We start from the raw sequence: 14,803 nt of genomic DNA, 5'->3' as shown, positions 1-14,803 counted from the left end.
CGCCGGGGCCTTTCGCCGCACGCGACAGGCGCGCTGTGGGCAGACGGGACTCTCGATGAACACCTTTCCGGCGGGAATCGCATGGCCCGTTCGCCTTGCACCTTTTTTCATAGCGCCGCAATCGTTAGCGCCCGTCCCGGACCGCTTTGAGAGATTCATCATGCAAATCCATGGTTTAGCGCGCATCGCCGAGGGCATGCGGCTTGCCTTTGCCGGCCCTCTGGTGCGTCCCTTCCCCTGTTCGCGACCTCCTCTTCGAGATCCCGATCGACCGCGGTCGTCGTCACCGCGAGAGCGCGCGCGGCGCCGCCGCAATGGGCGCGGCTTCACCCTGCCGGAGCTGCTCGCGGTGATCGTCCTCATCGGCATCCTGGCGGCCGCCGCGTCGCCGAGCTTCGTGAACGGCATGCGCGATCGCCGCGTGAACCGCACCGCGATGGAGATCAGCGGCCTTTACCGGCTCGCGCGCTACCAGGCGATCGGCCGCGGGGCGGCGGTGCTCGTGCGGTGGACGGCCGCGACGGGGCAGTTCGAGGTGCGGCAGGCGCGGGTCCAGAACATCGCCGCCGGCTCGCTCATCGCGACGAGCTGCCGCAGCATCGCCGACTGGACGAACGCCGCCCTGACCGACCCCGTCACGACGCTGCAAACGGCGGGCGTCGAGCTGGCGGCCGTGGAGCTCCGCGATCCGACCGCCCCCGATGGCGCCGTGCGCGCGAACGCCGACATCTGCTTCACGCCGAGGGGGCGGACGTACGTGCGCTATGCGGCCTCCGGGGAGTTCGTGCCGCTGCTCGGCGCGATCCGGGTGAACGTGACCAACACGAGGACCGGCCTCTTGCGCTCGGTCTTCGTCCCGCCGAACGGCGTCGCGAGGCTCGGCCTGTGAGCGCGGCGCGGGTGAGGCGAGCGGGGCGCTCCGGCTACACGCTCATCGAGGTCATGGCGGCGCTCGGCGTGCTCGCCATCGGCGCCACCGGGGTGCTCGCGCTGCAGAAGGCCACGCTCATCAGCAACACGAACGCGCGCAACATCGCGATCGCCAACAACATCGCCATGACCTGGGCGGAGCGGCTGCGGGTGGACGCGCTCCAGTGGAACGAGCCCCGGCGGGTCCCCGACCTCGACGGCGACACCCAGTGGCTCAGGCTCACGACCGCCAGCCCGTTCCCGGCGAAGGTGACGCCCACGCGGGTCGACGCGCTCGGGGCGCCGAGCGCCGACGTGTTCGGGACCGACATCCACCTCGGCGACACGTCGGAGCCCGCGTTCTGCACGCACGTCCGCTTCCGCCAGTTCACCCACCCCACGACGGGGACGCGGCTCTGGGAGAGCCTCATCCGCGCCGAGATCCGCGTCATCTGGGAGCGCAATGGGACCCCGATCAACTGCGCGGTCGACCCGGTCGACGTCGACCAGCAGCCGGACCGGTTCGGCGCGGTCTACCTGACGACCGGCGTCCTCCGAAACACGAGCGAGGACCGACGATGACGACGGATCGCCGCATCTCCCCCGCGCGGGCGCGCGCCTCTGGACAGCGAGGCTTCACGCTCGTGGAGCTGCTCGTGGCGATGGCCGCCGGCCTCGTCGTGTCGCTGGCGGCGTTCCTGCTCTCGAAGAACGCGACGCGCTTCTTCCAGAACGAGGCGAGGGCGTCCGCCTCTCACCTCGCCGCGACCGTCGGGCTGAACCGGCTCGCCGCGGACCTGCAGCGCGCCGCGTACCTCTCGACGCCCAACATCCGCCTCGATCCGGAGGTCTGCCAGGTCCCGCCCGCGCCGCTCGGCCTGAATCGCCTCGCGGGCATCTGGATCCGGCGGCAAGGATCGGTGTTCGAGGGCGGGTCGGAGCTCAGCCAGAGCGTCGCCAACGAGCTGTATCCGGACTCGATCATCATCGGCGGGAGCTTGAGCAGCAACGAGCTCTTCGAGTTCAGGAAGATCAGCGACGCGACCGGCGCCCTGGTCGTCGAGCTCAATCCGAACAGCGCCGCCGTGCAGCGCACGCTCCAGCGCGCGAACGGCAGCGGACAGGGGCTGTCCCAGATCTTCGCGCCGAACCGCATTCTGCGCGTCATGGTCCGGGGCCAGACCCAGTTTCTCTACGGGGTCATCCAGGGCACCAACGTGCAGGGCGATCCGCCCAACCTCATCGCCATCACCCTCAAGCCGTCTCCCGGCCTGCCGATGCTCTCGGGGTTCGGTCGGTGCGGCGTGACCCCCGGCGGCGCCACCGGCGACGCCGGATGGGTGAACGTCGTCAACCGCGTCCGCTACAACATCCGGAGCCTCGTCGGCAAAGAGACGCCCTACGCCCCCCTCGTCGCGCCCATCGCGGCGGAGCAGACCGGCGACGACGGCCGCACCGAGCTCGTGCGGGTCGAGCTCGACGATGAGAACAACGAGATCCCGGAGACGCTCGAGCTCATCGCGGAGTACGCCGTCGATCTCAAGTTCGGGATCTCCGCCGCGGAGGAGAGCGCCGATCCGAACGTGACCGACCCGTTCATCACGCGATATCCGATCATGGCGACCGACAACGCCGCCGTGTACAACATCGCCGCCTCGAACGACCAGTCGGACGCCGCCCCGCAGCGCGTGCGGTCGGTCCAGGTCCGGCTCTCGACCCGCACCCGGGCGCCCGACCGCGACGTCGGCTTCCCCGAGCGCTCCGACGGCCGCAGGCTCAGGTTCCTGATCCCCGGCATCGTCGGCGAGACCACCTTCGCCCGGATGCGCACGCTCTACGCCGACATCGCGCTCCCGAACCAGGCCTACGTCAAATGGTGAACGCAAGCATCGCCCGATCCCGCCGGCGCGCCCACGAGCGGGGCGCCGCCGTGTTCATCGTCGTGCTGGTCATCACGATGCTCATGGCCATCGGCCTGTTCGCGGCCAACGTCGCCACGCTGTCGACCATCGCCACCGGCCACGAGCGCCGGATGACGCAGACGCATTACCTCGCCGAGTACGCGATGCAGCTCGCGCTCGCCGAGATCGAGCAGAACGGCGGCCTGGACGCCATCGCCCCGACGGAGTCGACAAACTGCTCGATCAGCACCGAGCCGTGCTGGTCGTTCTACCCGCACACGTTCGACGCGGCGGAAGATCTCGTGGAGCTGCCCGCGCCCGAGGTGCCGGGGAGCCTCGGCCGCGCCGACGTCGCGTGGATCGCCAAGGTGGAGATCACCGACAAGATCAAGCCCGCGATAGGCAATCGCGCCGGCAGCGACCAGGGCGGCCCGAACGCCGTGAGCGCCGATTACTGCACGGTCACCATGAACGCGCGGCTCATCGCCTGGCCGAACGGCGCGGTCATGGAAGAGGCGGGCAGCCAGGAATCCCTGTCCGTCGTTGCCGATATCCTCTGCTCGAAGTGACGAACCGGAGCGCACGATGCGAAACCTGACGAAGGTCCTTGTCACGATGGGCTCCGCGGCCACGGTCGGCCTCGTCGCCGCCCGCGCGCACGCGCAGGCCATGGATGTCGAGCCGCCGCTGCCGAACGTCCTCCTGCTGGTCGACACGTCGGGCTCGATGGAGAAGACGGTGGCGGGCGGGGAGCCGGACTGCAACCCGCTCACGCCCCCGGCCTCCGAGGCGCAGAAGAGCCGCTGGACGAAGCTCGTCGAGTCGCTCACCGGCCCGATCCCGGACTTCTCCTGCTACGCGCAGCCCCGCACGCAGTCCGAGTTCATCGACGAGTTCACCATCGACGGGGAGCCGCCGTACGACGCGAACTACTACCTCGCGTTCCATCGCCTGCTCTCCAACGGCTGCACGCCGACCCCCGGGCCGACCCACAACGACGTGGTCGGGCACAGGTACGACGATGCGGCCATCCCTTGCACGTTCCCCTACGACGCTCCCAACGGCCTGCTCGACGTCTACCAGGACCGGATCCGGTTCTCGCTGATGACGTTCGACACGCTCCCCGACGCGCGCACCGGGCTCGTCGGCGGCGTTCGCAACGCCCAGAGCGGCATGCGCGGGATGTGGAGCTACTTCCTCGAGTTCCAGAGCGGCGCGGGCTACCCGGCGCGGGGCAACCCGCCCGACTGCGCCGTCGAGGAGGTGGAGGTCGGCGCCAAGAACCCGGCGGCGCCGCTCTGGGAAGGGCCGCTCATCCCCTTCCCGACCTACGACGCGGCCATCGACGCCGTGCGCGAAAAGAACCTGAGAATCCAGAAGGCGCTCCTCGCGACGCGGCCGTACGGCGCCACGCCGCTCGCCGGGATGCTGTCCGACGCGCGCGACTACATCCTCAACGAGGCCTCCCTCTGGGAGGGCCAGCCGCTCGGGCCGCGCGACGATCCGTACATCAGCGGCGGCTGCCGCAAGACCTCGATCGTGCTCGTCTCCGACGGCGAGCCGAACCTCGATCTGCGCCCGACGTGCGCGCAGGGCCCAGGGCCCGGCCCCGAGGGCACGGGCTGCCCGTACGAGGAGCCGCACGTCATCGCGCACTCGCTCAACACCCACGTGAACCCGAACCGGCGCGTGCGGACCTATGCCGTCGGGTTCGGCCTCACCACGCAGGCGCGGCAGGAGCTCAGCGATCCGACCTTCGACTGCGCGCGGATCTCCAGCACCGATTTCCTGCCCGCCGGGCGCTGCGACAACGCCACCGGCGCGGTCAAGGCGTGCTGCACGCTCTCGCGCATCGCCATCGAGGGCGGGACCGACCGCGGCTACTTCCCCGACGACACCAACGAGCTGTCCGCGGTCATGTCGCAGATCTTCGCGCGCATCTCCGCGAACTCGACGAGCCGCACCCTCCCCGTCTTCGCGATGGCGACCTCGACCGTGAACACCGGCAGCGAGGCCGCGGGGGTCGCCTACCAGTTCGGCTCGTCGTTCAGCCCGCCGGCGGACGGCTCGCTCTGGAGCGGCAACCTCGAGCGCAAGCGCTACGTCTGCGAGTCCGTGAACGGCGTGATAACGACGCAGCTGGAGGACGTCGACCCCAGCAAGGGCGACGACTTCGCGGCCAACGTGAGCTCCAACGATCTGGCGCGGCCGCGGAGGTTCCTCACCGTGATCGGCGATCTCGACGTCGCCGAGCAGCGCATCTGGTCGCAGCGGACCATCCGCCCCGCGGCCGCCGCCGTGGACGACCTCAGCGACTACACGGGCACGGTGACCGGCAGCGGCACGCCTGCGCCGGCGCAGGCGTTCGCGGACGCCCTCTCCAGCGCGCCGCGCGCGCTCGGCCTCAATCCCAGCCTGGGCACCGTCCCCTCGCAGTGCTCGGGCGGGCTGCAGGCGACCACCGCCGAGGTCTGCGCCGAGCGCATCATCGAGTGGGAGACCGGCGAGCCGATGCCCACGAACGTCCCGTCCCGCGACGGCAACGAGCTCGGCAGCATCTACCACTCCACGCCGGTCGTCGTGGGGCCGCCGCGCGACTACATCCCCGACGAGTCCTACCGGCTCTTCGCGGAGCAGCCCGCGCAGGCGAACCGGCCGCTCGTGCTCTACACCGCCACGACCGACGGGCAGCTCCACGCCTTCCAGGTGACGGCCGCGACCGCGACCGACACGCTCAAGGTGGACCGGGTCGAGAACAACGAGCTCTGGTCCTTCCTGCCGCCCTACGTCCTCCCCCGCCTCCTCGATACGTTCAACCAGCAATCGATCCTGCTCGACGGCGCGCCCGTCGTGAAGAACGTCGTCTTCGAGCGCACGTCGGCGCAGATCAGCGCGGCGAGCGCGCCGTGGAGCACGGTGCTGCTCGCCGGCGGCGGCGCGGGCGGCGGCTTCTACTACGCGCTCGACGTGACGAACCCCGCGGCGCCGCGGTTCCTCTGGCAGCTCTCCACCGACAAGGACGGCAACCCGCTGTTCGGCGCGTCGACCCCGACGCCGGCGATCGGCATGGTCGAGATGGAGGACCGCGGCGAGATCCGCGAGATCGCGGTCGCCATCCTGCCCGGCGGCTCCGCCCCGCTCGACGCGAGCCAGAGCGCGTGCCCCCGGAAGGGCACGACGAACCCGCTCTTCCATCCGACGGGCAGCCTGTCGGTCCGCAGCTCGGTGCGGTGCTGGGGCACCGCGGGCAGCGGCGGCTCCGTCGGGCCGGCGCGCTCGCTCACGATCGTCCGGCTCGAGACCGGCGAGGTGCTCCGCACGTTCCGAGGCCTCCCCTCCGAGGCTCCGGCCGGGCTCTCGACGCGGACCAAGGAGGTCGACTTCGACTCGCCGATCACCGGCGTCCCCGTGCCGTTCCCGGCGGGCGTCGGCGAGGTCGCCGAGCGCATCTACGTCGGGGACGCCGACGGGACGCTCTGGCGCGTCAACCTGTCGAGCACGGACCCGGAGGAGTGGAGCGTGTCCCTCGCCTGGGACGCGTACTCGTTCGCGAGCGACACCGCGGCGAGCAGCCAGCCGATCCAGACGACGCCGATCGTGAGCACCGACGCGCTCGGCAACACGGTCGTCCTGTTCTCCACCGGCGATCAGGAGTCGTTCACGCCGGGCGTCGAGACGCGGGTCTGGTCGATCACCGAGCGGCCGCACGAGACGAGCGTGCACATCTCCGAGAACTGGGTCGTGCCCCTCACGAACGGCAAGCGCGTGACCGGGCCCATCTCCCTCTTCAACGGCTGCGCGTACTTCGCGACGTTCACGCCCGTGGCGCCCGGGACCTTCGCGTGCGCGGACGGGTTCGGCTCGATCTGGGGCGTCGACTACCTGGTCGGCCAGGCGGCGACCCCGGCCGCGTACCCGAGGGGGAGCGGCTGCCTCGTCGAGGATCCGCTCCAGCCTCCCTTCGAGGATCAGGCGCCGGGCACGGTCGTCTTCGGCGTCGCCGTGACGCAGAAGCCGACCTGCACGGAGACGGAGGAGTACACCGATCCGCACTTCGGCCCGCAGACGATCATCCGGCAGTCGACCCCGCCCGAGTACCAGCTCGTGTTCCACACCGGCGCCGCGGGCCAGGAGGACGCGCAGGGGGGCGAGACGCGCACGACCACGAGGACGCTGCAGCCGCCGCGCAAGGTCGTTAAGATCGACTCGTGGGCGACCATCCTCGAATGAAGCGCGGCGGCCTGTCGCGCGCCGCAGCGGCGCTCGCCGCGGCCGTCATCTGTGCGTCGGCCGCGTCCGCCTGCCGCGGCGACGCGCCGGCGCCAGCGCCGACGCCGCCGTCGGCGAGCGAGGCCTCCGCGCCGAGGCCGCCCGTCGACCAGGCGCTGCCGGGCGAGCTCGCCGAGGGCACCGAGCAGGCGTTCGGCCTCCCCATCCCGCGGCGCATGAAGGTGCGCGCGCGCTTCCCCGACGCGGTCTTCGCGGTCGGGGAAATCCCGGCCGAGCGGGTGGCCAATTACGTGCGCACGCGCGTGCTCGCCGGCAACGTCGAGACCGGGCCGGCGAAGACGATCTTCTCGCGCGCGACCGTGAAGAGCGCGCCGCAGCGGATGCTCCGCGTCGAGGTCGTCTCGCGCGCGCACGTCTCGGAGCTCGTCGTCCGCGACGAGACGCGGCCGCCCCCGGAGCGGGGGCTTTCCGTCGAGGAGCGCTGGCGTCGCAGCGGGCTCACGCCGGACGGCAAGGTGCTCGATCCCACGCGCCTCGAGTGAGCGCGCGCCGCCGGCGGCCTCGACGTGGCGCGTCGTGGAGGCCGCCACGCCAGTCGACATCCCCGACCTTTCGAAGTAGATCGCGCCCGTGTCGACCAAGCCGCTCCCCACCGCTCCGCTCCGAAGGACCCCGCTCTACGACGAGCACATCAAGCTCGGCGGCCGCATGGTCCCGTTCGCCGGCTGGGAAATGCCGGTCCAGTACAAAGGCGTGACCGAGGAGCACCGGGCGGTGCGCACCGCCGCCGGGCTCTTCGACGTCTCGCACATGGGCGAGATGATCCTGAGCGGCGAGCACGCCGGACGGGTGGTCGACCACCTCGTCACGAACGACGTCAAGAAGCTGGAGGACGGACACGCGCTCTACACGTGCGCGTGCAACGAGGGCGGCACGATCCTCGACGATCTCATCGTTTACCGGATCGACGCGCGGCAGTGGCTCATCGTCTGCAACGCGTCGAACCGCGACAAGATCGCGGCCCACTTCCGGAGCGCGGCGCAGGGCCACTGCAGCTTCGAGGACGCCTCGGACCGCACCGCGATGATGGCGCTCCAGGGGCCGAAGGCGCTCGACATCGTCGCGCTCGCGGGCGGCGACGGCCCGGCGCTGCGCGAGCTGCCGTCGTTCCACTTCCGCGACGCGACGCTCGCCAACGTCCGCTGCACCGTGGCCCGCACCGGCTACACCGGCGAGGACGGCATCGAGATCTTCTGCTCCCCGTCCGACGCGCAGCGGCTCTGGCGCGCGCTGGTCGAGCTCGGCGGCCCGCTCGGCCTCGAGGCGACGGGCCTCGGCGCGCGCGACACGCTCCGCCTGGAGGCGCGCCTGTCGCTCTACGGCAACGACATCGACGAGACCACGAACCCCATCGAGGCGGGCCTCGGCTGGGTGGTGAAGCTCGACAAGGGCGATTTCGTCGGGCGCGCCGCGCTCCAGCGCGTCAAGGACGAGGGGCCCGCGCGCAAGCTGATCGGCTTCGAGATGGTGGGGCGCGGCATCGCGCGCCACGGCTACCCGCTGCTCGACGAAGGCGGCGAGAAGGTCGGCGTGTGCACGAGCGGCAGCCCCGGGCCGACCGTCGGCAAGAACATCGGGCTCGGCTACCTGCCGGCGTCGATGGCCAAGGTGGGGACCGCGTTCCAGGTCGACTGCCGCGGGCGCACGGTCGAGGCCGTCGTGGTCAAGACCCCGTTCTACAAGCGGGCCTGACGCGCGGGGCGCGCCCGAGCGGCCGCGAGACGAGCAGAGATCCAGGTTGGCAAAGGGAGAAGAAGTCCATGGCGAGCGATGATGTCCGGACGGACCGGCGGTACACGAAGGACCACGAGTGGGCCAAGCAGGAGAACGACCACGTCTTCGTCGGGATCACCGCCTTCGCGGTCGATCAGCTCGGCGACATCACGTTGGTCAACCTCGACGTGAAGCCGGGCGACACGCTCACGGCGGGCAAGGCGTTCGGCACCATCGAGAGCGTGAAGACGCTGAGCGATCTGTTCGCGCCGCTCAGCGGCAAGGTCGTGCGCGTGAACGGCGATCTCGAGAGCCGCCCCGAGCTCGTCAACGACGACTGCTACGGCAAGGCGTGGATGATCGAGGTCGCGCCCTCGGACCAGGGCGAGCTCGCCGCGCTCATGGACCCCGCCGCCTACGCCGAGCTCCTGAAGACCGCGGCGCACTGAGCGCCGCGCCCTCCGCATCACCCTGCCCGCTGCACAACACCATGCGTTACCTGCCCCACACGCCCGAGGAAATCAGCGAGATGCTGCAGGCCGTCGGCCTGTCGTCGCTCGAGGAGCTCTACAGCGCGATCCCGAAGGAGGCGCGCCTCACGCGCCCGCTCTCGATGGATCCGCCCCTCGACGAGGCCTCGCTCATGCGGCACCTCGAGGAGCTCGCGCAGAAGAACCGCGCCGGGCGCATGCTCTCGTTCCTGGGCGCCGGCGCCTACGAGCACCACTTCCCGCCGGCCGCCGATCAGCTGCTGCTCCGCAGCGAGTTCTACACCGCCTACACGCCGTACCAGCCCGAGGTCTCCCAGGGCACGCTCCAGGTGATCTTCGAGTTCCAGACGATCGTGAGCGAGATCCTCGGGCTGCCGGTCGCCAACGCGTCGATGTACGACGGCGCGAGCGCGCTCGCCGAGGCCGTGCTGATGGCCCGCAGGCTCACGGGGCGCGAGCGCACGGTGCTGTCCGAGGGCGTGCACCCCGACTACGTGGGCACGGTCGAGACGTACGTGCACGGCATCGGCAGCGGCAAGGCGTCGCTCGCCCGCGTCGACGTCGGCCGCGACGGCACGGCGGACGTCGAGGCGCTGACGCGGGCGATCGACGAGACGACCGCGTGCGTGGTGGTCGGCTATCCGAATTTCTTCGGCGTCGTGGGCGACATCCGGAGGGTGGCCGAGGCGTGCCACCAGAAGGGCGCGCTGCTGATCACGGTCACGCTCGATCCGTACGCGCTCGCGCTGCTCGAGTCGCCGGGCGCGCTCGGCGCCGACATCGCGGTGGCGGAGGGCCAGCCGCTCGGGCTGCCGCCGCAGTACGGCGGGCCGAACGTCGGGCTGTTCGCGTGCAGGAACGACCGCAAGTACCTCCAGCAGGTGCCGGGCAGGCTGGTCGGCGAGACGGTCGACAAGCACGGGACCCGGGGGTACGTGCTGACGCTCGCCACGCGCGAGCAGCACATCCGGAGGGAGCGGGCGACGAGCAACATCTGCACGAACAGCGGCCTGTGCGCGACGGCGGTCACGATGCGGATGTGCATGCTCGGCAAGCGCGGCTTCGTCGAGGCGGCGCGGCAGTGCCTCGCGAAGGCGGAGCACCTCAAGCGGGAGATCGCGCGGCTCGACGGGTACGCGCTGCCGCTCTCGGCGCCGACGTTCCACGAGTTCGTCGTGAAGGTCCGCGGCGGCGACGCCGGGAAGCTCACGCGGGCGCTGGCCGAGCAGGGCGTCATCCCGGGGCTCGATCTCGGCCGCATCGACGCCCGGCGGCGCGACGAGCTCCTCGTCGCGGTGACCGAGCGGCATAGCCGCGCGGACCTCGATCGGCTCGTGGAGGCGCTCGCGGGCTTCTCGGGCTGACGCCCCGGGCGGGGGCGAAGGGCGCGCGGGGGCGAAAGGTACGGGGCCGCGGCTGATTGGCCCCCCCGGCGACCTCGTCGCCGCTTGGAGGCCGCGCCGGTCGAGTGCTCCCAGGTACAAACACGCCTCGAACCGGGCGATACTTCGCCGCTATGCGCGGGGGAGAGGTGATCGCCGGGCGATTCGAGCTTGAAAAGCTCGGAGGCGCCGGTGGAATGGGGGAGGTTTACCAGGCGCGCGATCGAGCGTCCGGCGGGACCGTCGCCGTCAAGGTGCTCTACCAGCTCGACGCGCGGAACGCCGAGCGCCTGATGCGCGAGGCCGCGCTGCTCGCCGAGCTCGATCACCCGGGCATCTGTCGCTACGTGGCGCACGGGTGGACGGCGGAGGGCGCGCCCTACCTCGCCATGGAGTGGCTCGAGGGAGAGGACCTCGGCGCGCGGCTCTCGCGCCGCGATCTCAGCGTGGACGAGGCGGTCACGCTCGTGACGCGCGCCGCCGAGGCGCTCGCGGTCGTGCACGCGCGGAGGATCGTTCATCGCGATCTCAAGCCCTCCAACCTGTTCCTCGTGGATGGCGACGTCGCGCGGGTGAAGCTGCTCGACTTCGGGATCGCCCGGTTCTCCGAGGCGACGCGGATGACCCAGTCGGGGATGATCGTGGGGACCCCCGCCTACATCGCTCCCGAGCAGGCCCGGAGCAGGACGGCGGTCGACGCGCGCGCCGACGTGTTCGCGCTCGGCTGCGTGCTGTTCGAGTGCCTGACCGGCGTGCAGGCGTTCCGGGGCGACAGCTTCATGGCGACGCTGCTGAAGATCGTGCTGGAGGACGCCCCGCGGGCGAGCGAGCTGCGGGCGGAGGTCCCGCCGCACCTCGACGCGCTCTGTGCCCGGATGCTCGCCAAGAACCCGGCGGAGCGCCCGCGCGACGGCGCGGCGGTGGCCGCGGCGATCGAGGCGGTCGGCCTGGGCGCGACGGTCTCCCTGGCGGCGGCGCCGGCGAGCTCGGCGCCCTCGTCGCCGCTGTCGCTGACCCACAGGGAACGGCGGGTGCAGTGCGTGCTGCTGATGGCCCCCGGGCCGGGCGCGGCCAGCGGCGCGGGGAGGCCGGACGCGGAGACCGAGATCGCCTCGGCCTCGGACGAGGTGACCCGCGAGGTCGCCGGGCTCGGGTGCCAGCTCGACCTCCTTTTGGACAGCTCGATCCTGGTCACGTTCACGGGGACGGGCCTGGCCACGGATCAGGCGGTGCGAGCGGCCCGCTGCGCGCTCTCGCTGCGCAAGCACGCCGGCGACCGGCCGATCGCCCTGGCGACGGGCACCGCCGAGCTCTCGGGGAGGCTGCCCGCCAGCAACCTCATGGACCGGGTGGCGCGGACGCTGGCGCAGCCCGCGCCCGCCGCCGCGCACGCCGCCGGGCAGGCGCGGCCGATCGCGATCGACGAGGTGACCGCGGGGCTGCTCGACGCCCGCTTCGATGTGGTCGAGACCGAGGCGGGCCTGTGGCTCCACGGCGAGCAGGCGCTCGCGAAGGGCGCGCGGACGCTGCTCGGCCGGCCGACCGCGTGCGTCGGGCGCGACTGGGTGATCGCGGCGCTCGAGGCGCTCCGCGCCCAGTGCATCGAGGAGTCGAGGGCGCGCGCGGTGCTCGTGACCGGGCCGGCGGGCATGGGCAAGTCGCGCATCGCCTACGAGATGCTGCTCCGCGCGCGCCAGCGCGAGCCCTCGTTCGCGTTGTGGGTCGGCCGAGGAGACCCGCTGCGCGCGGGCGCGGCGCTCGGCCTGCTCGGCCAGGCGCTGCGGCAGGCGTGCGGCGGCATCCAGGACGGGGAGCCGCTCGAGGCGCGCCGGGACAAGCTCCGCGCCCACGTCGGCAGGTATTTCGGCGGGGCCGACGCGCAGCGCGTGTCGGAGTTCCTCGGAGAGCTCCTGAGCACGCCGTTCCCCGACGAGGAGAGCCTCCAGCTGCGCGCCGCGCGCGGCGACGTCCGGCTCCTCGGCGACCAGATGCAGCGGGCCTGGGTGGATTTCCTCGAGGCGTCGTGCGACGAGCGCCCCTTGCTCCTCGTGCTCGAGGACCTGCACTGGAGCGACACGCCGACGGTCCAGTACATCGACGAGGCGCTGCGCCGCGTCCGCGACAAGCCGTGGATGCTGCTCGCGCTGGCGCGCCCGGACGTGCACGAGCTGTTCCCCGGGCTGTGGGCCGAGCGGGGGCTCCAGGAGATCCGCCTCGAGCCGCTGACCTCCAAGGCGAGCGCGCGGCTCGTGCGGCAGGTGCTCGGCGATCGGGTGAGCGACGCGACGCTGGAGCGCATCGTGGCGCAGGCCGAAGGCAACGCGTTCTACCTGGAGGAGCTGATCCGCGCGACCGCCGAAGGCGACGTGCGGGACGCCCCGGAGACGGTGCTGGCGATGGTGCGGTCCAGGCTCGAAGGGCTGGACGACGTGGCGCGCCGGCTGCTGCGCGCCGGGAGCGTGTTCGGGGACGTCTTCTGGCGAGGCGCGCTCGACGCGCTGCTGGGCGGCGCGGGCGGCGCGGGCGGCGCGGGCGGCGCGGGCGGCGCGGAGATCGACGGTCACCTCGCCCGCCTGGAGCGGCTGGAGTGGCTCGTCACCCGGTCGGCGTCGAGGTTCCAGGGCGAGCGGGAGATCGCGTTCCGGCACGCGCTCGTGCGCGAGGCGGCCTACGGGATGCTGACCGAGGAGGATCGCGCGCTCGGGCACCGGCTGGCGGGGGCGTGGCTCGAGCGCGCCGCCGAGCCGTCGGCGGCGGTCATCGCCGAGCACCTCGATCGCGGCGGTGATCGCGCGCGCGCCGCGGAGCTCTACCAGAGAGCGGCGGCGCAGGCGTTCGCCGCGAACGACTTCGGCGCGGTGGTCCAGTGGGCCGAGCGCGCGCTCTCGCTCGGGGCGAGCGGCGAGGCTCAGGGGGAGCTGCTCTTGCTGCGGGCCGAGGCGCGGAGGTGGCGCGGGGATCTCGCCGAGTTCGGTCGCTGCGCGCAGATCGCGCTGCGGGTGCTGCCGAAGGGCACCGCGGCCTGGTACGCCGCGCTGTCCGAGGCCGGGCGCGCGGCGAGGCACCTCGGGCAGCCCGAGGATCTCCTCCAGCTCGACGCGGCGCTCGCCGACGCGTGGCCCGAGGGGCAGGCGTCCGCTCCGGCGGTGACGGCGGCGGCGTCGATCGCGCTGGACCTCTTGCTCGCGGGCCTCCACGACCGGGCCGAGGCGCTCCATCGGCGCATCGAGGCGGTCGCCGAGCGCTTCCGCGACGACCCGAGCGTGAGCGGGCCGATCTACCGGCAGCGCGGGATGCGCGAGCTCTTCGCCGGGCACCTCGACGAGAGCTGCGCGATGGCCGCGCAGGCCCTCCGTTGCTACGAGCAGGTCGGCGATCTGCGGCGGGCGTGCATCGAGCGCTGCAACCTCGGGTTCCGGGAGTCGCTGCTCGGCGCCTATGCGGAGGCGATGGCGCGGCTGCGCGCCGCGGTCGCGGAGGCCGAGCGGATGGGGCTCGACTACGTGCTCGGCTTCACGCTGCACGATCTGGGTCGTGTCCTCTGGCGCACCGGCGCCCTCGAGGAGGCGCGCGTGGTGCAGGCGAGGGCCGCGGCGCTGTGCGCGGCGCAGGGCAGCCGGCGCGGGGAGGGCTGGTCTCGGACGTACCTCGCGGGGATCCTGCGAAGCGCGGGCCAGCTCGACGAGGCGGAGGTCGAGGCCCGCCGCGCGGCGGCGCTGCTGGAGACGGCGCAGCAGGCCCAGGTCGCGGCCCGGGCGACGCTGGCGTCCGTGCTGCTCGCGCGCGGCAGGTCGGCCGAGGCGCTCGCGGAGAGCCGCGAGGCCGTGGCGCAGCTGGCCGCGGTGGAGAGCGTCGAGGAGGGGGAAGCGATGACCCGCCTCGTGTACGCGGAGGCGCTCTTCGCGGCGGGGGATCGCGCCGGGGCGCGCGCCGCGATCGCCGAGGCGCGCGAGCGGCTGCTCGAGGTGGCGATGCGGATCGCGGATGCCGGGATGCGCGAGAGGTTCCTCCGCGATGTGGAGGAGAACGCGCGGACGCTGGAGCTCGCGCGGGCGTGGGTCGACGGCGGTGCGGATCGGGACCCAGCCGGCGAAGGAGGGTAGATCCGAGCGCGTCG

General features: G+C 72.4%; 10 protein-coding genes. All 10 read left to right on the top strand.

What is annotated here, in order from left to right; translation table 11 throughout:
* The first annotated feature begins 55 nt into the window (after nucleotides 1-55).
* On the top strand, nucleotides 56-889 hold the full coding sequence (locus WMF33_RS12100) for a pilus assembly FimT family protein (RefSeq protein ID WP_437337275.1): 834 nt from the start codon (nucleotides 56-58) through the stop codon (nucleotides 887-889).
* Nucleotides 886-1,491, top strand: coding sequence for a type IV pilus modification PilV family protein (locus WMF33_RS12095; RefSeq protein WP_437337274.1), 606 nt, complete (start codon nucleotides 886-888; stop codon nucleotides 1,489-1,491). Before WMF33_RS12100 ends, WMF33_RS12095 begins: the two co-directional genes overlap by 4 nt.
* Nucleotides 1,488-2,789: a PilW family protein gene (locus WMF33_RS12090; RefSeq protein ID WP_437337273.1), complete on the top strand. Its 1,302-nt coding sequence runs from the start codon at nucleotides 1,488-1,490 to the stop codon at nucleotides 2,787-2,789. Before WMF33_RS12095 ends, WMF33_RS12090 begins: the two co-directional genes overlap by 4 nt.
* Entirely contained in the window at nucleotides 2,783-3,379 is a 597-nt protein-coding gene (locus WMF33_RS12085) for a pilus assembly PilX N-terminal domain-containing protein (protein ID WP_061622170.1), read from the top strand. Before WMF33_RS12090 ends, WMF33_RS12085 begins: the two co-directional genes overlap by 7 nt.
* Nucleotides 3,380-3,395: 16 nt before the next feature.
* A complete protein-coding gene (locus tag WMF33_RS12080) occupies nucleotides 3,396-7,040 on the top strand; it encodes a hypothetical protein (RefSeq protein WP_437337272.1) in 3,645 nt (1,214 codons plus the stop codon).
* Complete coding sequence (locus WMF33_RS12075) at nucleotides 7,037-7,582, top strand: hypothetical protein (RefSeq protein ID WP_437337271.1); 546 nt, start codon at nucleotides 7,037-7,039, stop codon at nucleotides 7,580-7,582. The genes WMF33_RS12080 and WMF33_RS12075 overlap by 4 nt, the downstream gene beginning before the upstream one ends.
* 88 nt (nucleotides 7,583-7,670) lie before the next feature.
* A complete protein-coding gene (gene gcvT, locus WMF33_RS12070; RefSeq protein WP_437337270.1) occupies nucleotides 7,671-8,792 on the top strand; it encodes a glycine cleavage system aminomethyltransferase GcvT in 1,122 nt (373 codons plus the stop codon).
* Between the two features lie 68 nt (nucleotides 8,793-8,860).
* Complete coding sequence (gene gcvH, locus WMF33_RS12065) at nucleotides 8,861-9,262, top strand: glycine cleavage system protein GcvH (RefSeq protein ID WP_437337269.1); 402 nt, start codon at nucleotides 8,861-8,863, stop codon at nucleotides 9,260-9,262.
* A gap of 41 nt (nucleotides 9,263-9,303) precedes the next feature.
* On the top strand, nucleotides 9,304-10,668 hold the full coding sequence (gene gcvPA, locus WMF33_RS12060; protein ID WP_437337268.1) for an aminomethyl-transferring glycine dehydrogenase subunit GcvPA: 1,365 nt from the start codon (nucleotides 9,304-9,306) through the stop codon (nucleotides 10,666-10,668).
* 152 nt (nucleotides 10,669-10,820) lie between these two features.
* Nucleotides 10,821-14,789 (top strand): serine/threonine-protein kinase, encoded by a 3,969-nt coding sequence (locus WMF33_RS12055; protein WP_437337267.1) that lies wholly within the window; start codon nucleotides 10,821-10,823, stop codon nucleotides 14,787-14,789.
* The last annotated feature ends 14 nt before the right edge of the window (nucleotides 14,790-14,803 follow it).

The sequence above is a fragment of the Sorangium sp. So ce394 genome, from assembly GCF_051474665.1.
In the GTDB taxonomy this organism is placed as follows: Bacteria; Myxococcota_A; Polyangia; order Polyangiales; family Polyangiaceae; genus Sorangium; species Sorangium cellulosum_D.
Note: the sequence above shows the minus strand (reverse complement) of the source record. Positions and strands in the feature narration are given on the sequence as shown.